This is a genomic window from Rhodococcus sp. AC861, from assembly GCF_979256035.1.
The window spans coordinates 68,159-85,902 of record NZ_CEEDMW010000008.1 but is presented as its reverse complement, the minus strand read 5'-3'; the positions used below and the strand labels follow the sequence as shown (position 1 = coordinate 85,902).

Annotated in this window: 18 protein-coding genes; 14 read left to right on the top strand and 4 right to left on the bottom strand. The window is 66.3% G+C overall.

The window, feature by feature from the left end; genetic code table 11:
* Nucleotides 1-9: 9 nt before the first annotated feature.
* From AC0IX4_RS21830 to AC0IX4_RS21805, 6 genes are all read left to right on the top strand, one after another.
* Nucleotides 10-642, top strand: coding sequence for an aspartate/glutamate racemase family protein (locus AC0IX4_RS21830; protein WP_471831094.1), 633 nt, complete (start codon nt 10-12; stop codon nt 640-642).
* Nucleotides 639-2,006: an FAD-dependent oxidoreductase gene (locus AC0IX4_RS21825; protein WP_471831092.1), complete on the top strand. Its 1,368-nt coding sequence runs from the start codon at nt 639-641 to the stop codon at nt 2,004-2,006. Before AC0IX4_RS21830 ends, AC0IX4_RS21825 begins: the two co-directional genes overlap by 4 nt.
* 12 nt (nt 2,007-2,018) lie before the next feature.
* Nucleotides 2,019-3,485, top strand: a complete 1,467-nt coding sequence (locus AC0IX4_RS21820; RefSeq protein WP_471831089.1) for a dihydroorotase — start codon at nt 2,019-2,021, stop codon at nt 3,483-3,485.
* Nucleotides 3,482-4,669: a CaiB/BaiF CoA transferase family protein gene (locus tag AC0IX4_RS21815; protein WP_471831087.1), complete on the top strand. Its 1,188-nt coding sequence runs from the start codon at nt 3,482-3,484 to the stop codon at nt 4,667-4,669. Before AC0IX4_RS21820 ends, AC0IX4_RS21815 begins: the two co-directional genes overlap by 4 nt.
* 30 nt (nt 4,670-4,699) lie before the next feature.
* Nucleotides 4,700-5,104, top strand: a complete 405-nt coding sequence (locus tag AC0IX4_RS21810) for a DUF6992 family protein (RefSeq protein WP_471831085.1) — start codon at nt 4,700-4,702, stop codon at nt 5,102-5,104.
* A 265-nt stretch (nt 5,105-5,369) separates the two neighbouring features.
* Entirely contained in the window at nt 5,370-6,638 is a 1,269-nt protein-coding gene (locus tag AC0IX4_RS21805; RefSeq protein ID WP_471831083.1) for a DUF4185 domain-containing protein, read from the top strand.
* Here the strand turns inward: AC0IX4_RS21805 and AC0IX4_RS21800 are convergent, their stop codons facing one another.
* Together AC0IX4_RS21800 and AC0IX4_RS21795 are read right to left on the bottom strand one after the other, a co-directional pair.
* Entirely contained in the window at nt 6,639-6,965 is a 327-nt protein-coding gene (locus AC0IX4_RS21800) for a hypothetical protein (protein WP_471831081.1), read from the bottom strand. It lies immediately after the preceding gene.
* Nucleotides 6,966-6,975: 10 nt separating this feature from the next.
* Nucleotides 6,976-7,434, bottom strand: coding sequence for a DUF3558 family protein (locus AC0IX4_RS21795; protein WP_471831080.1), 459 nt, complete (start codon nt 7,432-7,434; stop codon nt 6,976-6,978).
* Nucleotides 7,435-8,350: 916 nt separating this feature from the next.
* Here AC0IX4_RS21795 and AC0IX4_RS21790 point away from each other — a divergent pair.
* Genes AC0IX4_RS21790 through AC0IX4_RS21780 form a run of 3 tightly spaced genes read left to right on the top strand, consistent with a single transcriptional unit; the run spans nt 8,351 to nt 11,082 of the window.
* Entirely contained in the window at nt 8,351-9,736 is a 1,386-nt protein-coding gene (locus tag AC0IX4_RS21790) for an acyl-CoA dehydrogenase family protein (protein ID WP_471831079.1), read from the top strand.
* Nucleotides 9,737-9,778: 42 nt separating this feature from the next.
* Nucleotides 9,779-10,297: a DUF2243 domain-containing protein gene (locus tag AC0IX4_RS21785; protein WP_471831077.1), complete on the top strand. Its 519-nt coding sequence runs from the start codon at nt 9,779-9,781 to the stop codon at nt 10,295-10,297.
* A complete protein-coding gene (locus AC0IX4_RS21780; protein ID WP_471831075.1) occupies nt 10,294-11,082 on the top strand; it encodes a cytochrome c oxidase assembly protein in 789 nt (262 codons plus the stop codon). The genes AC0IX4_RS21785 and AC0IX4_RS21780 overlap by 4 nt, the downstream gene beginning before the upstream one ends.
* Here AC0IX4_RS21780 and AC0IX4_RS21775 read toward each other — a convergent pair.
* Nucleotides 11,030-11,944 carry an alpha/beta hydrolase gene (locus tag AC0IX4_RS21775; protein WP_471831073.1) on the bottom strand — a complete coding sequence of 305 codons (915 nt, stop codon included), beginning with the start codon at nt 11,942-11,944 and terminating at the stop codon, nt 11,030-11,032. The genes AC0IX4_RS21780 and AC0IX4_RS21775 overlap by 53 nt on opposite strands.
* A 71-nt stretch (nt 11,945-12,015) precedes the next feature.
* Here AC0IX4_RS21775 and AC0IX4_RS21770 point away from each other — a divergent pair, with 71 nt between their 5' ends.
* A complete protein-coding gene (locus tag AC0IX4_RS21770; RefSeq protein WP_471831071.1) occupies nt 12,016-12,546 on the top strand; it encodes a TetR/AcrR family transcriptional regulator in 531 nt (176 codons plus the stop codon).
* Between the two features lie 102 nt (nt 12,547-12,648).
* Entirely contained in the window at nt 12,649-13,050 is a 402-nt protein-coding gene (locus AC0IX4_RS21765) for a (R)-mandelonitrile lyase (protein WP_307091594.1), read from the top strand.
* A 3-nt stretch (nt 13,051-13,053) separates the two neighbouring features.
* On the opposite strand, the gene AC0IX4_RS21760 is transcribed toward AC0IX4_RS21765, so the two are convergent.
* Complete coding sequence (locus AC0IX4_RS21760; RefSeq protein WP_471831069.1) at nt 13,054-14,061, bottom strand: alpha/beta hydrolase; 1,008 nt, start codon at nt 14,059-14,061, stop codon at nt 13,054-13,056.
* Between the two features lie 48 nt (nt 14,062-14,109).
* Between AC0IX4_RS21760 and AC0IX4_RS21755 the strand changes: the two genes are divergently transcribed.
* From AC0IX4_RS21755 to AC0IX4_RS21745, 3 genes are read left to right on the top strand one after another with little or no spacing between them, the layout of a single operon-like run.
* Nucleotides 14,110-14,955 carry a tryptophan 2,3-dioxygenase gene (locus tag AC0IX4_RS21755; protein ID WP_471831067.1) on the top strand — a complete coding sequence of 282 codons (846 nt, stop codon included), beginning with the start codon at nt 14,110-14,112 and terminating at the stop codon, nt 14,953-14,955.
* A complete protein-coding gene (gene kynU, locus AC0IX4_RS21750) occupies nt 14,952-16,157 on the top strand; it encodes a kynureninase (RefSeq protein WP_471831065.1) in 1,206 nt (401 codons plus the stop codon). Before AC0IX4_RS21755 ends, kynU begins: the two co-directional genes overlap by 4 nt.
* A gap of 60 nt (nt 16,158-16,217) precedes the next feature.
* Nucleotides 16,218-17,738, top strand: a complete 1,521-nt coding sequence (locus AC0IX4_RS21745) for an alkaline phosphatase D family protein (protein WP_471831063.1) — start codon at nt 16,218-16,220, stop codon at nt 17,736-17,738.
* The last annotated feature ends 6 nt before the right edge of the window (nt 17,739-17,744 follow it).

The following is a 17,744-nucleotide window of genomic DNA, read 5'->3' as shown; positions in this document are numbered from 1 at the left end:
AGTTTCCCCGTGCGATTGCTCGCATACACCCCCATCCACGTCGACTTCACCGAGTTCCGCCGCCGCCAGGAGCGTTACGACGCCCTGAGCCCCGCCGGACTGACCGTCGTCCTCCGCAACATCGGTCCGGACGCTCCCCGCGCTCTCGACACCGAGGCGGATGTCCGCCGGTCCGAGGCAGTGCTGACGGAGGCCTTCTCCACTGCCGACCCGGAGGGCTTCGACGGCTTCCTCCCGGACTGTGTCCTGGACCCGTGCGCCGACCGGTTCGACTCCTTCGCCCGGCCGATGTTCGGCCTGTCCCGGCTGACCGCGTCGTTCTACGCATCCCAGGGTCACCGCATCGGCGCACTCGCGCGGAACGGGGCGATCGCTGCGGAGTTGGACCGTCGGCTGGCCGGGTACGGCATCGATGCCGAACCGACCACGGTCATGGACCTCTCGTTCGACGACATCGCCGACTCACAGGCATGGGCCGATGCGGTCACCGTTCACGCACAGCGGCTGTCGAGTTCGGTAGCCATCAACGCCTGCTCCGCGGTCGATCTGACGGGACCACGCACCCGACCTCTGGTCGTCGACCCGACGGCTACCGCGCTGAGATTGCTGGCCTTGACCGCCGATCTCGAGGCGGCGGCATGAGCGAGGACGGACCCGATCTGGTCGTCGCGGGCGCCGGCGGAGGCCTCGTCGCCGCCCTGCGTGCCGCCGAGCTGGGACTCGACGTCCTGGTGGTCGAGGCCAGCGAACACTTCAAGCGGGGCAACAACACTGCGATGTCGACCGCCATGATTCCCGGTGCCGGATCGCGCTGGCAGGAAGAGGCGGGGATCGAGGATTCGCCGGCGATGTTCGTCGACGACGTGATGCGCAAGACCAAGGGTTCCGCGGACCGTGATCTGGCGCAGGCTCTGGCCGATGTCAGTGCGCCGCTGGTCGAATGGATGGCGGACCATCTGTCCATCCCACTCACGTTGGTGACCGACTTCGCATACCCGGGTCACTCGGCCCTGCGCTGCCACACCGTCGAGGGTCGACACGGCAGCATTCTGCTCGACCACCTGGTGCGGGCGGTGACCGAGAACCCTCGCATCGACGTGCTCTCGCCGGCGCGCCTCACCGACGTCGTCATCGAGGACGGTCGTGTCCGCGGTGCCGTCGTCACACTGCCCGACGGGACGACCGAGACGATTCCGACAGGTGCAGTCCTGTTGGCCACCAACGGGTACGGCGGCGATCACGACCGCGTCGCCGAGCATGTCCCGGAGATCGCCGACGCTCGTTACCACGGCAGCGAGTACTCGCGGGGCGATGCACTGGCTATCGGTGATCGGCTCGGTGCGGCCTCGGCCTACCTCGACTCGTATCAAGGCCACGCCGCGCTGTCGAAGAAGGCGTCGACCTTGGTCGGGTGGGCGACGATCATGCACGGCGGCGTCGTGTTGGACGTGACGGGCCGCCGCTTCGGAGACGAGACGACGGGCTATTCGGAGTACGCCGCCCATCTGGCGGCCCGGCCGGATTCCGAGGGCTGGATCGTCATCGACAAGGACATCCACGACAAGTGTCTGTCCTTCACCGACTTCCGCCAGACGGTGGAGTCCGGTGCCGTCGTGTGGGCGGACGACCTGTCCGCGTTGGCCACCGAGATTGGACTACCCGTCGAGGCGGTGGTCGAGGAGATGGCGGCGGTGCAGCAGTACGCTCGCGGCGAGGCGCAGGATCCGTTCGGACGCAGCTCGTTCGAGCATGAGCTCACCGCCCCGTACGCCGCCGTACGCATCGTGCCGGCTCTGTTCCACACCCAGGGCGGTCTCGTCGTCGACGGCACCGCTCGGGTACTCCGCCCGGACGGCACGGCCATCGACGGCCTCTTCGCGTCCGGGGGCGCCGCCATGGGTATCTCCGGTCACGGCGCCGCCGGCTACCTCGCAGGGAACGGTCTGCTCCCTGCCCTCGGACTCGCGTATCTGGCCGCCGGTGTCGCGGCCGACTCCCATCACTAGAGAAGGATTGTCATGACGAAGCTTCTGATCACCAACGCCCGAGTCGTACGTCCGGGCGCCGATCATCCCGAGGACGGCGAATTCCTGGACCTGCTCGTCGAAGACGGCAAGTTCACCCGCATCGAGGCCGGAATCGACGCCTCCGAGGCCGACACGGTCATCGACGCAGCCGGCAAGGTCGCCTTCCCCGGAGTTGTCGACGCACACCAGCATTGGGGCATCTACAACCCGCTGGGCGAAGACGCCTACACCGAATCCCGCGCCTGCGTACAGGGTGGCGTGACCACGTCGCTGTCCTACATGCGCACCGGCCAGTACTACATGAACACCGGCGGCTCGTATGCCGACGTCTTCCCGACGGTGCTCGAGGCCACCGAGGGCAAGCCGTTCGTCGACTACGCGTACCACCTCGCGCCGATGTCGAAGGAGCACATCGCCGAGATCCCCTCGCTCATCACCGATCACGGTGTGACGTCGTTCAAGATCTTCATGTTCTACGGCAGCCACGGTCTGCACGGCCGCTCGACCGACCAGAGCGAATTCCTGATGACTCCCGAGGGTGAACGCTACGATCTCGCTCACTTCGAGTTCGTCATGCGCGGCATCCAGGCGGCCCGTGAGCAGCTCGGCGACAAGGCGGATCACATCTCGCTGTCGCTGCACTGCGAGACCGCCGAGATCATGAGCGCGTACACCAAGCTCGTCGAGGAGGAGGGAACGCTCACCGGTCTCGCCGCCTACAGCGCCTCGCGTCCGCCCCACTCGGAGGGGCTCGCGGTCACCATCGCGTCGTTCCTCGCCGACGAGACGCAGCTGCCCAACATCAACCTTCTGCACCTCTCCTCCCGCAAGGCCCTCACCGCCGCCATGCGGATGGCTAAGGCGTTCCCGCACGTGAACTTCCGTCGCGAGGTGACCATCGGTCACCTGCTCGCCGACATCGACACCGCCTACGGCCTGGGCGGCAAGGTCAACCCGCCGCTGCGTCCGCGCGACGACGTCGAGGCACTGTGGGAGCACCTGCTCGGCGGCGATATCGACTGGGTGGTCAGTGACCATGCCTGCTGCAAGGACGAGAAGAAGTTCGCCGAGGACCGCGGTGACATCTTCTCCGCCAAGTCCGGATTCGGCGGCGCCGAGTACCTGCTGCCGGGACTGGTCAGCGAAGGCCGCAAGCGTGGGCTGAGCTGGCGCCGTATCGCCGAGCTCACCTCACTCAATCCCGCTCGCCGGTACGGACTTCCGGGCAAGGGTGAGATCGCCGTCGGCATGGACGCTGACCTCGCCCTCGTCGATCCCGACCACACGTGGACCGTGCGCCCCGAAGACTCCGAGTCGACGCAGGAGTACACCCCCTTCGAAGGCTTCGAGTTGGGTGCCAAGGTCACCGACACATTCGTGCGTGGACATCGCGTGCTCGACAACGGGTCCGTGGCAGGGGAGCCGACCGGCCGCTACCTGCACAGGCCCTACAAGTGACCGGCCCGCTCGAGGGAATTCGGGTACTCGACGCGTCGACAATTCTCGCGGGGCCGCTCGTCGCGCAGATACTCGGTGACTTCGGTGCAGACGTCATCAAGATCGAGCACCCCACCAAGCCCGACGGGATGCGCGGTCACGGCCTGGACAAGGACGGCCACCCGCTGTGGTGGACCATGGTCAGCCGGAACAAGCGGGGGATGACGCTGAACCTCGGCAAGCCCGAGGGTGCCGAGGTGTTCAAGAAGATGGTCGCCGAGTCCGACGTCGTCGTCGAGAACTTCCGGCCCGGCACCTTCGAGAAGTGGGGACTAGGATACGACGTCCTGTCCGCGATCAACCCGGGCCTGATCCTGCTGCGGGTCACCGGTTTCGGTCAGACCGGCCCGTACTCCTCGCGTCCCGCCTTCGGCACCTTGGTCGAGTCGATGAGCGGCTTCGCGCATCTGACGGGCTCCGCCGACGGTCCGCCGACACTTCCGGCGTTCGGACTCGCGGATTCGCTGGCGGGCATCGCGGGATCCTCGGCGGTGTCCATGGCGTTGCTGCACCGGGTGAAGACGGGGAAGGGTCAGGAGATCGATCTCGATCTGCTCAGTCCCATCATGACGGCCGTCGGGCCCGGCGTCATCTATGCCGACCAGTTGGGCATCGATCAGGAGCGCACCGGCAATCGATCCAGCAACAACTCACCGCGCAATCTCTACAAGACGAGGGACGGACACTGGTTGGCCATCTCGACCAGCGCCAATTCCATCGCCGAACGAGTTCTGAGGTTGGTCGGCCACCCCGAGGTGCTGGACGAGCCGTGGTTCGCCACCGGCCGCCAACGAGCTGCCCACGCTGATCTGCTCGACGGCTACGTGGGTGGCTGGATCGGGGAACGCACGCGGGACGACGTCATCGCGGCGTTCGAAGCAGCGGGTGCGGCCGTCGCCCCGGTGTACAAGCCGAGCGAGCTTCTCGACGACCCACAGGTCAACGCCATCGAGATGGTGACCACCGTCGACGATGACGATCTGGGTCCCGTGCGGATGCAGAACGTCATGTGGCGGATGGGGGAGAGCCCGGGCAGCATCCGTCATACCGGACGTTCGCACGGAGCCGATACCGACGCTGTTCTCGGGGAGTTCGGATACAGCGGCGAGGAGGTGCGGTCACTCCATGACGCCGGCATCGTCTGACGTCGCGGTCTCGCCGGGCACACTGGTGCGATGACTCCTGCTCGCGATGTTGCACAGAAGCTCGGCCGTCGATTGGCGTGGTGGGGCGGCGCGAGCGTCGTCGGCGGAGCGGTCGCCGCTGTCGCCGGGCCGAGTCCTGCGGTCCGCGCATTCGGACTGCAATCGGCGGGGTGGGGAGCCATCGATCTCGCCATCGCCGGCATCGGGGCAGCACGGAAATCCGAGGTCGAGGCCGCGAAGCTCCGCAGGACTCTGTGGATCAACACCGGCCTCGACGTCGTCTACATCGCAGTAGGCGCCCATCTCGCGTATCGGACGCCGTCGTTCGAGGGTCGTCTGACGCGTGACGACGCCATCGGTCACGGCGCGGCGGTCGTCGTACAGGGCGCCGCTCTGCTGGTGCTGGACAGCGTGCACGCGCGGCAGCTCGGGTAGCTGATTTCGGCGCCGATGTGCGCCGAGTGCCACACTGGGAAGTCGAGGTCGCCGACCGACGCGGGCCTCGTGCCGGTGCGTTCGTCGGGGGCGCACCGGCCCCTCCCGCCTGGAGTTTCTCCCGCGGCGAATCGCATCCATGTAATTCACAAAGTCAAGAACCGACACGACCGATCGGTTGCGGCATGCCTTTTTGTCGGTAACACTCACCACATCAGTCACACGTGTCACGTGAGCAACACAGACGATCGGTGGGGGTCGGAACATGCACGGACTTACTCGGCGGATTGCAGTGGGGGCTGCGGTCACCATGGTCGTCAGCGGAATGAGCGTGCTCGCCGCACCGGTCGCATCTGCGGAGCCGTGCGGTGGACTCGGTGGGCCAGGGTCGTCGATCTTCGGCAACTTCTTCGGCAGTAGCGGTTCGAGCGGCGGTGGTGGCAGCAACCCGCGGGGGACGCAGCAGCCCCTCGCGCCGATCCGCAGTGCGAACACGCAGTCCGTCGGGTGGGTGACCGGTCCCGTCAGTGCCAACAACACGTACGACCGATTCGGCATCTCGGGCACCGATCTCGGCATCAGCTGGGACAACGGCGCCGGTCAGACGTTGATGGCGTTCGGCGATTCGTTCGGCAACTGCTCCGTGAGCGGCCAGCAGTGGCGCAACAACCTGCTCCTACGTTCCGACGACTCGAACCTCGCCGACGGCATCACCATCCCGGACGCTGCCCCGGGCAACACGTCGTCGGGTTCGGTCGTCACCTCCGATGCGCCGCGCTACTCGAGGCAGATCGTGCCCAGTCTCGGTCTCCCCGAGGTCGAGGCCACCACGATTCCCACGGCGGCGATCGCCATCGACGGGGTGCAGTACCTGAACTACATGTCCGTGCAGAGCTGGGGAGCTCCCGGACGGTGGGTCACCAACTTCTCCGCCATCGCGGTCTCCCGTGACAACGGTCAGACGTGGGCTACGGATCCGTTGACGATCCGCGTCAACAAGGGCGTCACCATTCCCGGTGTCGCGCAGGTCAACGAGGCCAACGGCAGGTTCCAGATGAACGCCTACGCGAAAGGTCGTGACGGCTTCCTCTACCAGTTCGGAACACCCAACGGCCGTTTCGGAGCTGCCTTCGTCGCGCGGGTGCAGCCGGCCGACATACTCGACCTGACCAAGTACGAGTACGCCACCGGTGATCCGGCGGCCCCCTGGTCGACCAAGGTCGAGGATTCGAAGAAGGTCGTCCAGGAACCGGTCAGTGAGCTCAGCGTTGCCTGGAACGACTACCTGCAGAAGTACGTGATGCTGTATGGCGACGAGACGCAGGGATCCATCGTCGCGCGCACGGCTGTGAACCCGGAAGGCCCGTGGAGCGGACCGACCACCTTGCTCGGACGTGGCGAGACTGTCGGCGGCGTCTACGCGCCGTACATTCACCCGAAGTCGAGCGGCAGCGACCTCTACTTCACCGCGTCCCGCTGGTCGGACTACAACGTCATGCTGCTGAAGACCAACCTCGATGCGCTGAAGGGCTAGTCAGCGCGGAGCTGTGATCAGCTGCGCCACAGCATCATCCGTCGCGACGTAGTTTCTCCCGATCTCGGTGAACGTGGCTGCCAGGTTGGTCGCGACGGTGATATGTGCCTGGAGCATGGCCGACAGGCTCCCCGGTCCACCTACCGCCAGTTCGGAATACTTCTTCTGCAGGGCGATGCCTGAGGGGAGGGTCCCGAACCCGCCGCCATGTATCTGAGACCGTAGCGAATCTCGGATTGACACGACGTTGTCGGCAAAAGCTGAGCAGGCTGCCGCGCAACGGTCAGCCGAGTCAGCGGTCAATGCAAGGCGTTCCAGGTCGCTCATAGTTCTGCTTTCATCGAGGGGTCGCTCTTTCGAGACGTTCGGCTGATCGGACCGCCACACCGCACAGTGGCTCTGCGCGGGGTTCTGTTCCGGCCTCGCTGACTTCGAATTCAATCGCGCCGCTACTGGTTGCAAGAGATACGAAGCACGACTCATCAATGGTCCCCGGCAGCTCGGAGTAGGAGAACGCCGCGCGGTCGTTGATCATCGTTGAAATTCCACTGTCGGACTTCGCGTTATCTTGGACTTCTTCCAACGAGTTGGTTGTGGAAAAGATTGATAACACAAACCAATCCTGCCGGTACGAGCAGTATCTCCACTGGTTGTCATCCTGGTCGAACCGACCCGAGTCGACAACCGTGGGATCCACCCCGGCTGCTTCGATCGCTTCGCTCGGGATAGTGCACGGATCCCAGAGCTCGGCTACCGGTGTTCCGGCGACACCGGTCGAGCACCCACTGGTCAGCACGACCGCCGTCGCGGCTAGGCCAGCTCGAATCCATCGCACACCATCTAAGACGCGCCGCGCGGGCAACCGGTTCCGTCGTCGGGTCGGCCCACGATGGAGAGCTTCGCCGACGAAAATAGTGGAATCTGGACCCCGGTTTCCGGGGTCCAGTTTCCACTATCGGGCTGGACGGAGCCCGACGCCGCCCTGATGCCTTGGACCCCGCGCTGGTTGTGGACTTCTGCCACCGCTGGGCGGTGGTGGACGTCCACGATCGAGCTGGACGGAGCCCCCCACTGCGGGCCAGCTCTGTCGACGAAGATTGTGTACTTCAGACCCCGGTTTCCGGGGTCCAGGTTCCACTATCCGGCTGGACGGAGCCCAACGCCGCCCTGATGCCTTCAATCCCACGCTGGTTGTGGACTTCTGCCACCGCTGAGCGGGGGTGGACGTCCACGATGGAGCTGGACGGAGCCCCCACTGAGGGCCAGCTCTGTCGACGAAGTTTGTGGACTTCAGACCCCGGATTCCGGGGTCCAAGATCCACTATCTGGCTGGACTGTGCCTAACGTTGCCCCAGTCGTCGGACACGGCCGCCCTCACGCTGGTTGTGGACTTCTGCCACCGCTTGGCGGTGGTGGACGTCCACGATCGAGCTGGACCAAGCCCTCCCAGCGCCCAGCTCTGTCGACCAAGATTGTGTACTTCAGACCCAGGTTCCCGGGGTCCAAGTTCCACTATCCCGCTGGACGAAGCCCAACGCTGCCCTAATGCTCCGACTTCACGCTGGTTGTGGACTTCTGCCACCGCTCGGCGGGGGTGAACGTCCACGAACAGGCCGGCCCGAGCCGACGGGTCCCGACCGGGCAGACAAGTGACGTGTAACACTCGGTCCACCCGGGTATGCCTGGGCCAAACGAGGTCCTGGGGGGACATCATGAGCTTCGATCTGACACTGACGCCCGCGCAGCACGAGCTGGTCGGCAGGGCGCACGATTTCGCCGAGAACGTGGTGCGACCCGTCGCGCAGCATTACGACAAGGAGCAGGAGTTCCCGTGGCCGGTGCTGCAGGAAGCGGCGCGGGCGGGCTTCTACTCGCCACTCTTCTACCGCGACCTCATCGGTGATCCGACGGGTCTGTCCCTGCCGGTGTTCATGGAGGAACTCTTCTGGGGTTGTGCGGGAATCGGTCTCGCGGTGGTGATGCCGGCACTCGCGCTCTCCGCCATCGGCCAGGCCGCGACTCCGGAGCAGATGCTCGAATGGGCGTCGCAGTGCTTCGGCACCCCGGACGATCTGAAGTTGGCGGCGCTCGCCATCTCCGAACCCGAGGGCGGCAGCGACGTTCGCAACCTTCGGACGACGGCGCGGCAGGACGGCGACGACTGGATCATCGACGGCCACAAGATGTGGATCGGCAACGGCGGTATCGCGGACGTCCACGTCGTCAATGCCAACGTCGACCCCGAACTCGGTCACAAGGGTCAAGCGCTCTTCATCGTCCCCGGCGGGACGCCCGGCCTGGAACTCGTGCGCAAGCTCGACAAGCTGGGGTGCCGTGCATCCCACACCGCGGAGCTGAAGTTCAACAGTGTCCGCATCCCCGGTGCGAACCTCCTGGGCGGCCTCGACAAGCTCGAGCACAAGCTGGCCAAGGCGCGCGAGGCTGAGAAGACCGGAATCAGAGGTCGCTCCGCCACTCTCGGCGCACTCGAGCAGACACGACCGATGGTGGCCGCTCAGGCACTCGGAATCGCCCGTGCTTCTTTGGAATACGCGACGAAGTACGCCAACGAGCGTGAGGCGTTCGGGTCGCCGATCATCGACAATCAGGGCATCGCGTTTCCGCTGGCGGACCTCGCCATGCGTATCGACGCGGCGCGACTGCTGACGTGGCGCGCGAGCTGGATGGCGGCCACGGGTGTCGCTTTCGAGCGCGGCGAGGGTTCGATGGCCAAGCTCGCCGCCACGGAAGTCGCGGTGGCGTCCACCGAGCGGGCGATCCAGACGATGGGTGGTTGGGGTTACATCACCGATCACCCTGTCGAGAAGTGGTATCGGGACGCGAAGCTCTACACCATCTTCGAGGGGACCAGCGAGATCCAGCGCGTCGTGATCAGCAACGCGATCGCGCAGCAGGACGGTGCGCCGCCGCTGCACGTGCAGATGAATCCGGACGGGTCGGCGCTGAACAAGGCCTTCGGCCGTGGCACCGAGACGCGAACCAAGGTCATGGACAAGGCGATGGCGGCGAAGGACAAGGTTCCCGAGCCCGTACTGCGGGGTGCCATGAAGTTCCTGCAGCCGCCCAGTCGGAAGTAGCCCGACCGTTTCGAGGGCCGTGCGCCGGGTACTGCCCTGCGCATGGTCACCTCGGAACGCCCACAAGGCGTCGTGCCCGACCGCGGAATCGCCCTGCCCGGCATCGTGCTCGGTGTGGGCTTGGGCGGTTTCGTCGACGGAATTCTGCTGCACCAGATTCTGCAGTGGCACCACCTGCTGAGCAGTTCGGGCGACGACAACATCGGCCTGCAGCCTTATCCCGTCGACACCGTCCACGGCCTTCAGATCAACACGCTGTGGGACGGCGTTTTCCACACGGTCACCTGGCTCGCCGTCCTACTGGGTCTCGGAATGCTGTACTCGCGTGTCACCGGATCGCGCGGGCGGGTGTGGGCATCGCGAGTGCTCTGGGGGTGGGTTCTGGTCGGGTGGGGCCTGTTCAACCTGGTCGAAGGCATCGTCGACCACCACTTTCTCGGCATCCACCACGTTCGCAGCGGTCCGAATCAACTGTGGTGGGACCTCGGCTTTCTCGCCCTCGGTGTCCTCCTGATCGCCGGCGGCCGGCTCATGCAGCGCAGCGCACGTCGATCGCGATGATGCTCGCGCACGACACCCATCACGGCAGCGGTGGTCTCGGACCGGTCGTGATTCTCGTCGTGGTGGCCATCGCCTACGTCGTTGCGGCGGAGCGCTGCAGGCATCAGCCGCGGGGATGGAACCCGTGGCGCACGGCGAGCTTCCTCGTCGGCATCGGGCTCCTCGTCCTCGCCGTGGTCCCCGCACTGTCGCCCTACCCGGACGGCGACTTCCGCGGCCACATGCACCAGCACCTGCTTCTCGGCATGTACGCGCCATTGGCGTTGGTACTCGGTGCCCCGATGACGTTGGTGCTGCGCTCGGTGTCGCCGCCGATCGGCCGCGCCATCGGACGTGTCCTGCGCTCGCGGCCGGTGCACGTGATCGCCAACCCGGTCGTCGCGCTAACCTTGAGTCTCGGCGGTCTTGCGCTGCTGTACTTCACCCCGCTCTACGTGGCGACGACACACAGCGCCGCACTGCACCTGCTGGTGCACGTGCACTTCTTCCTCGCGGGGTATCTGTTCGCGTGGGTGATCGCCGGCCCCGACCCAGCACCGCATCGGCCTTCGGTACCCACCCGACTCTGGATACTCGGGGCTGCGATTCTCGGCCATGCCGTGCTGTCGCAGCTCATGTACGCGGGACTCCTCGTGCAGATCCCGGTGCCCGCCGATCAGCGCCAGGGCGCCGGCGAGCTGATGTACTACGGCGGCGACATCGCCGAACTTCTTCTGGCGCTGGCGCTTCTGCTCACCTGGCGACCGGCACGACGTCGCGAAGAAACGCCAGCTGGTCGGCGATGATCCGGGGGAAGAGCGGCTCGACGTACGGATCGAAGTGACCACCCTCGTACGTCACCACGGTGGCGCGCGGGATCTTTCGTGCGGTGCGCAGCGCGACGTCCGTGGGAGTGATGGCGTCCTCGGTAACGATCTGGACGAGGGCGGGGCACGTGATGTTCGCGGCGGTCTTCCCCGGTGAGTACAGGCCGATGTGGAGAAGGATGCGGGCGGCGACCGTCTCGGGGTAGTCACCGGTCTGCAGTCCCGACGCGTCGAGAAGACGGTCACGTCCGACGGCGGCGTCGGGCGAGACCATGGCGGCGAGGGCACCGGGTTTGCCGATCGAGTCGATGTAGCGTGGCTCGCGACCGAGGAGTCCCCGCACCTGATCCGAGAGGGCCGCCGGTGCGAGACGCAATGTCTGGCGCAGGCCGGCGGAACGCACGGCGGCGACGCCGTCAACGTGCGGGACCTGCGCGATGATGCCTGCCAGGCGTTCGCTCGTGCCCGCCAGAGTGAGGACGTGGCCACCGCCGAACGAGGTTCCCCACGCGACGACGCGGTCGGCGTCGACGCCGTCGAGTCGCCGGGCGAAGGCCAGCGCGTTGCGCCAGTCCTCGAGCTGTCTGCGCACGTCCAGGAGCTGTCGCGGAGTTCCTTCGCTGTCGCCGAAGTGCCGGTAGTCGAACATCGCGACGACGTAGCCGGCCTGCACGAACTGGTCCGCGTAGGCGGGGAGGCGCAACGCGCGCACCGATCCGAAGCCGTGGGCCATGACGATGATCGGCGCGGAACCGTCGAGCCCGGCAGGTCGGAGGACCGAGATCGCGCAGCGATCGGAACCGGAGTCGAACCACAGGTCGTCGCGAACGGTGTCAGGCATGCGGGCTCCTCTTGATTGACGTTCAAGAAATGTAGCAGCGTCTTGATCGAGCATCAAGATAAGGTGACCGCATGCCTCGGAACAGACGTCCGCAGGATCGAGCGGAGAAACGAGCCGAGATCGTCGACGCCGCGACGGCCCTGTTCGTCGAGGCCGGATTCGACGGCACCCCGCTGAGCCGGATCGCGCAGCGCGCCGGCGTCACGCCCAACACCATCTACTGGTACTTCTCCGACAAGGACGAACTGCTCGTCGCAGCCCTCACCGAGATCACGGCGTCGGCGTTGACGCGCTTCGCCGAGTTGGAGGTGACGTCCCCGCAGGAACGGTTGACGTGGGTGGTCACCGAGCTCGAGCGCTACCACCGGCTGGTGGACACCGTTCACGCCCGCGCTGCGGTATCGGCTCCGATCGACGAGTGGCACAACGGGTTTCATGCCATGGCCGATGCGCTGGTCGCGGAGGAACTGCGCCACGTCGGCGTCGCCGAGGAGCGGATCGACGCGCGGACCAAGGTCGTGGTGTTTGCTGTCGAGGGCATGCTGACGCATCCGCAGAGCGCTGCCGGCAAGGCTGCGATCGTCGACGCCCTGTTCACCTAGACGACCGGGGTGCCCTGTCGGGGCGCTCCTCGGCAGGGACTTCCCCCGTGGACCGGCACCGCGAATGCTGGACACCAGCACCACCGACGAGAGGAACCGCGCATGCAGATCACCCGAAGCTCGATCGCGACCACCAAGGGTCCGGCCGACTGGTTCACCGGCGACGTCTACATCGACGCCGTCGCCGCAGCACCAGCCCCCTCGCGGGTCTCCGCCAACCTGGTCCACTTCATGCCGGGGGCGCGTACGCACTGGCACCGCCACTCGCTGAGCCAGACGGTGTTCGTCACCGAGGGCGTCGGTCTGTGCCAGCGGCAGGGTGGACCGGTCGAGGTCATCCGTCCCGGCGACCGCGTGCTGTTCGAGGCCGACGAGGTGCACTGGCACGGCGCCGCACCGGATCGCCTCATGGTGCACCTCGCCATCAACGAGGGCGACGACGAGCACGACGTCGTCGTGTGGATGGACCCCGTCACCGACGCGGAGTACACCGCTCACGAGTGACGATCAGCGGGGGAGACGTCCCTCGATCCGCTCCACGATGTCAGGCCAGATCTGCGACCGCGGATCGACGACGTCGAAGTGCCCGCCCGGACCCTCCACCAGATCCGCGTCGTCGCCCGCTCGGCGAGCAGCGTCCACGTACTCGCGGCCGATGTTGTTCAGGTTCGGATCGTCCGACGCCGCGACCACCACGATCTGCGGAACCCCGAGTGGCAGTCGCGCTCTGGGGGACGACTCGGCGTGAGCATCCGTGTACCGCGAGCCGAGGGCAGCACGCACCGCGCCGTCACCCAGGCCGCGGTCGTCGGCGATCTGTAGGTCGAGGACTCCGGCGAGACTCACCGCCAGTACGGGACGGGCGTCGGCGGCCCAGCGCATCGCGAGCTGTCCTCCTGCCGAATGGCCGATGACGGCCTGCGCACCGGCGTGGTCCAGAACCGCGGCGACATCCGCCGTCGTCGTCTCCCACCCGTGCTCGTCGGGGCTGCGGTACTCGATGTTCCACGTGACGTAGCCGCGGTCGGCGAGATCGATCGCCGCCGCATCGAGCGAGTCGAGTCGCCACGGTGCCCGCCAGTAACCGCCGTGGATCAGGGCGACGACCGGCCCGCTCGTCCCCCGCACCTCGGCGAACTGTTCGGGGTGCTCCCCATACGACTCGACGGTCGCCGGGTGCAGTCGGTGATGGTGAATCCTGTCGACGGCGTACCGCAGCCCGCCGAGTCCGCGGCCACGGATGTGCGCGTGCAGCCCCGGCGAGAGGTCCGTCGCGACGTAGCCGTAGTCGACACGCACCACACACCGGTCGCTCGCCTGCGTGTCGACGCGTCCGCCCGGGGCCGGGACCACGATCACGTCGCCGGAGGCCACGGAAACGTCGTCCGACACGTGGACCTCGCCGGTGGCGCCGCGCGCGGCGAGCGCGGACTGCACCAGGTCGGTCACCGTGCCGAGGTCTCGAACGGTGTCCGGGTGCAGGACGACGTCGATTCGTTCCGAGGAATCGCTCATCCTTCGAATCTACGTCCTAGGCTCGGGGGAATCGACGGAAGAGGAGCAATGGACGAGCGCGCCATCGAGAAGGACATCGTCACGGACTTCCGCGAGCGGATGAGTTACGGGGCGTACCTCGATCTCGATACCCTGCTCGCTGCTCAGAAGCCGGTCAGCGTTCCGGAGCACCACGACGAGATGCTGTTCATCATCCAGCATCAGACCACCGAGCTGTGGTTCAAGCTGGTCCTGCACGAACTTCTTGCGGCGCGCGATGCGTTCGACGCGGACGACCTCGGGTTCGCGCTCAAGTGTGTCGCCCGGGTCAAGCACATCCAGAAGACGCTGACCGAACAATGGTCGGTACTCGCGACGCTCACGCCCACCGAGTATGCCCAGTTCCGCGGCGTCCTCGGGAACTCCTCCGGATTCCAGTCCGCGCAGTACCGCGCGGTGGAATTCGTGCTCGGCAACAAGAACGACGCGATGCTCACGGTGTTCGAATCCGACGCTGCTGCAACCGATCTGCTGACTCGGGTGCACCAGGAACCCAGTGTCTACGATGCGTTGTGGCGCTGCTTGGCACGTTCCGGCCACGACGTCCCGGCCAGTGCGCTGCACCGCGATGTCACCGCGCCCTACTCCCGCAACGACGACCTGATGCCGCTCATCACACACGTGTACGAGAATCCGACCGAGAACTGGTCCGCCTACGAGGCATTCGAAGAATTCGTCGACCTGGAGGAGAACTTCCAACTGTGGCGGTTCCGGCACATGCGCACGGTGCTCCGGACGATCGGATTCAAGTCGGGCACCGGGGGTTCGAGCGGTGTCGGCTTCCTCCAGCGCGCCCTCGAACTGACGTTCTTCCCCGAGTTGTTCGCCGCACGCACCGAGATCGGACGTTCATGACCGCAGCAGACCTCGACGCACAGGATCCTTTGCGTGAGTACCGTTCTCGATTTCACACGGACGACGCCGATCCCGTCGTCGCCTACCTCGACGGTAACTCGCTCGGTCGGCCCACGACGGCGAGCATCGAGCGCGTCACCCGTTTCATGGCGCAGGCGTGGGGCGGCAGGTTGATCCGTGGATGGGACGAGGAGTGGTTCGATCTGCCGATCACGCAGGGCGACAGGCTCGGCCGCGTTGCGCTCGGTGCGGCGGCCGGGCAGACCACCATCGGTGATTCGACGACGGTCATGCTCTACAAGATCGCCCGCGGCGCCGCAGCGTTGCGACCGGGACGCACCGAGATCGTCCTCGATCGCGACAACTTCCCGACCGATCGCTACGTCCTCGAATCCATCGCATCGGAGCTCGGTCTGACGCTCGTGTGGATCGAGTCGGACCGTAGGTCGGGCGTTCGAACCGCCGATATTGCCGACGTCGTCACCGAGCGAACAGCGTTCGTCCTGCTCAGCCACGTCGCCTACCGTTCCGGCTTCCTGGCGGACGCTCCCGCCGCCGCGCGCGTTGCCCATGACGTAGGTGCCCTGCTGATACTCGACCTGTCGCACTCGGTGGGATCGGTGCCGCTGCACCTCGATGAGTGGGGCGTCGACCTTGCTGTCGGATGCACGTACAAGTACCTGAACGGTGGGCCCGGCTCGCCGGCGTTTGCGTATGTCCGGCAGGAGCATCAGCAGGAGTTCGACCAGCCGATCTGGGGATGGATGGGCCGCGCCGACGCCTTCGCCATGGAGCAGGGATACGAGCCTGCGGCGGGTATCCGACGCGTCGTCAGCGGGACGCCGCCGGTGCTCGGCATGATTGCCATGCAGGACACGCTCGAGATGATCGACGAGGTCGGCATGAGTGCTATCCGCGCCAAATCCGTTGCGCTGACGGAGTTCGCGCTCGAACTGGTCCGAGAACACCTCGTGCCTCTCGGAGTCGAGATCGCATCTCCGGAGGACTCGGCGGAGCGAGGGGGACACGTCACGCTCGATCACCCCGACTTCCGCGAGGTGACGGCGCGGTTGTGGAAGCGCGGCGTCATCCCCGACTTCCGGGCACCGCGCGGGATTCGACTGGGACTGAGCCCGCTGAGCACTAGTTTCGAGGAAGCGCACATCGGCGTGCTTGCCATCGCGGACGAACTCGGTCGCTGACAGCCGACTGTCCTCCCGGGACACACTGCGCGTTCACGTCGATCCGGCACCGTGCGAGCCATGCAGATGTCGAGACGATCCCTGTTCCGCTATGCAGCTCTGGGTGCAGCGGCGGCGCCCTTGCTAGCCTGCAACACCGGTCCAGCGTTGGTTCGCGCTCGCCCGACGCTCACCCACGGCGTCGCGAGCGGTGACGTCCGGGCTGACGGTGCGCTGGTCTGGGCTCGGTCGGACACGCCCGCGACGATGGTCGTCGACACGTCGGCCACCGACGCGTTCTCCTCCGTCACGACGATGCGAGGGCCTCTCCTCACTCCGCAGTCCGACGGCACCGGCGTGCTGCGCCTCACGGGTCTACCGGCGGGACAGCGAGTGCACTACCGCGTGACGCTGGAGGGCGAGGACGGCGCCACGTCGGAGCCCGTCACCGGGGTGTTCTCCACGGCTCCGGACAGCCCGTCGAACATTCGCCTCCTGTGGGGCGGTGACACGGCCGGGCAAGGCTACGGGATCAACCCCGACATCGGCGGGATGACCATCTTCGGTGCGATGGCCGACCGGGAACCGGACTTGTTCCTGCACAGCGGCGATGTCGTCTACGCCGACGGTCCGCTCGAAGAGAGTGTCACGCTGCCCGACGGCCGGGTGTGGCGGAACACGATGTCCGAGGCCAAGTCCAAGGTCGCGGAGACCCTCGACGAGTATCGCGGGCAGTACGCGTACAACCTGACCGACGACAACTACCGACGCTTCAACTCCTCGGTCGCGCAGGTGGTGCAGTGGGACGATCACGAGACCGTCAACAACTGGTATCCCGGTGAGATTCTCGACCTCGAGCAGTACACCGTGAAAGATGTGAACCTGTTGTCGCAACGGGCCTTGCAGGCATTTCACGAGTGGCTTCCCGTCGTTCCCGCCGAGGCCGTCGACGGGCGGGTGTACCGGAAGATCGCGTACGGTCCGCTGCTCGACGTCTTCGTGTTGGACATGAGGAGCTACAAGGACGCGAACAGTGCCAACACTGCCGCGACCGGGGAGATTCTCGGAGATGCTCAGCGGCGGTGGCTGATCGACGAGTTGTCCCGCTCAACCGCCACCTGGAAGGTCATTGCCAACGACCTTCCGCTGGGACTCGTGGTGCCGGACGGGAAGACCGCGCAGGAGGGCGTCGGCAACGGGGATCCGGGTGCCCCGCTCGGTCGGGAGACCGACATCGCGCAGGTACTCACCGCGATCGATCGGAACGACGTCACCGGCACCGTGTGGCTCACCGCAGACGTGCATTACACGGCGGCGCATCGGTATTCACCCGAGCGTGCCGCCTATCAGGAGTTCCGCGAGTTCTGGGAGTTCGTCAGCGGGCCTCTCAACGCGGGTGCGTTCGGGCCGAACGACCTCGACTCCACCTTCGGCCCGGAGGCTGTGTTCGTGCACGCACCCCCGGAGCCGAATGCCTCACCGCTCGATACCTTCCAACACTTCGGGGAGGTGCTGATCGACAAGGACTCGCGGTCGCTGACGGTGAACCTGTGCGACGGAACCGGGTCGGTTCTCTTCACGCAGGTGCTGCCGGCGCCCTGACGGCGG

Excerpts from the sequence above, each read along its gene's own strand:
- AC0IX4_RS21820 (WP_471831089.1), top strand. The coding sequence starts at position 2,019 with ATGACGAAGCTTCTGATCACCAACGCCCGAGTCGTACGTCCGGGCGCC.
- AC0IX4_RS21770 (WP_471831071.1), top strand. The coding sequence starts at position 12,016 with ATGCCTCGGAACAGACGTCCGCAGGATCGAGCGGAGAAACGAGCCGAG.
- AC0IX4_RS21790 (WP_471831079.1), top strand. The coding sequence starts at position 8,351 with ATGAGCTTCGATCTGACACTGACGCCCGCGCAGCACGAGCTGGTCGGC.
- AC0IX4_RS21760 (WP_471831069.1), bottom strand. The coding sequence starts at position 14,061 with ATGAGCGATTCCTCGGAACGAATCGACGTCGTCCTGCACCCGGACACC.
- AC0IX4_RS21765 (WP_307091594.1), top strand. The coding sequence starts at position 12,649 with ATGCAGATCACCCGAAGCTCGATCGCGACCACCAAGGGTCCGGCCGAC.
- kynU (WP_471831065.1), top strand. The coding sequence starts at position 14,952 with ATGACCGCAGCAGACCTCGACGCACAGGATCCTTTGCGTGAGTACCGT.
- AC0IX4_RS21745 (WP_471831063.1), top strand. The coding sequence starts at position 16,218 with ATGCAGATGTCGAGACGATCCCTGTTCCGCTATGCAGCTCTGGGTGCA.
- AC0IX4_RS21775 (WP_471831073.1), bottom strand. The coding sequence starts at position 11,944 with ATGCCTGACACCGTTCGCGACGACCTGTGGTTCGACTCCGGTTCCGAT.
- AC0IX4_RS21755 (WP_471831067.1), top strand. The coding sequence starts at position 14,110 with ATGGACGAGCGCGCCATCGAGAAGGACATCGTCACGGACTTCCGCGAG.
- AC0IX4_RS21780 (WP_471831075.1), top strand. The coding sequence starts at position 10,294 with ATGATGCTCGCGCACGACACCCATCACGGCAGCGGTGGTCTCGGACCG.
- AC0IX4_RS21805 (WP_471831083.1), top strand. The coding sequence starts at position 5,370 with ATGCACGGACTTACTCGGCGGATTGCAGTGGGGGCTGCGGTCACCATG.
- AC0IX4_RS21825 (WP_471831092.1), top strand. The coding sequence starts at position 639 with ATGAGCGAGGACGGACCCGATCTGGTCGTCGCGGGCGCCGGCGGAGGC.
- AC0IX4_RS21800 (WP_471831081.1), bottom strand. The coding sequence starts at position 6,965 with ATGAGCGACCTGGAACGCCTTGCATTGACCGCTGACTCGGCTGACCGT.
- AC0IX4_RS21785 (WP_471831077.1), top strand. The coding sequence starts at position 9,779 with ATGGTCACCTCGGAACGCCCACAAGGCGTCGTGCCCGACCGCGGAATC.
- AC0IX4_RS21810 (WP_471831085.1), top strand. The coding sequence starts at position 4,700 with ATGACTCCTGCTCGCGATGTTGCACAGAAGCTCGGCCGTCGATTGGCG.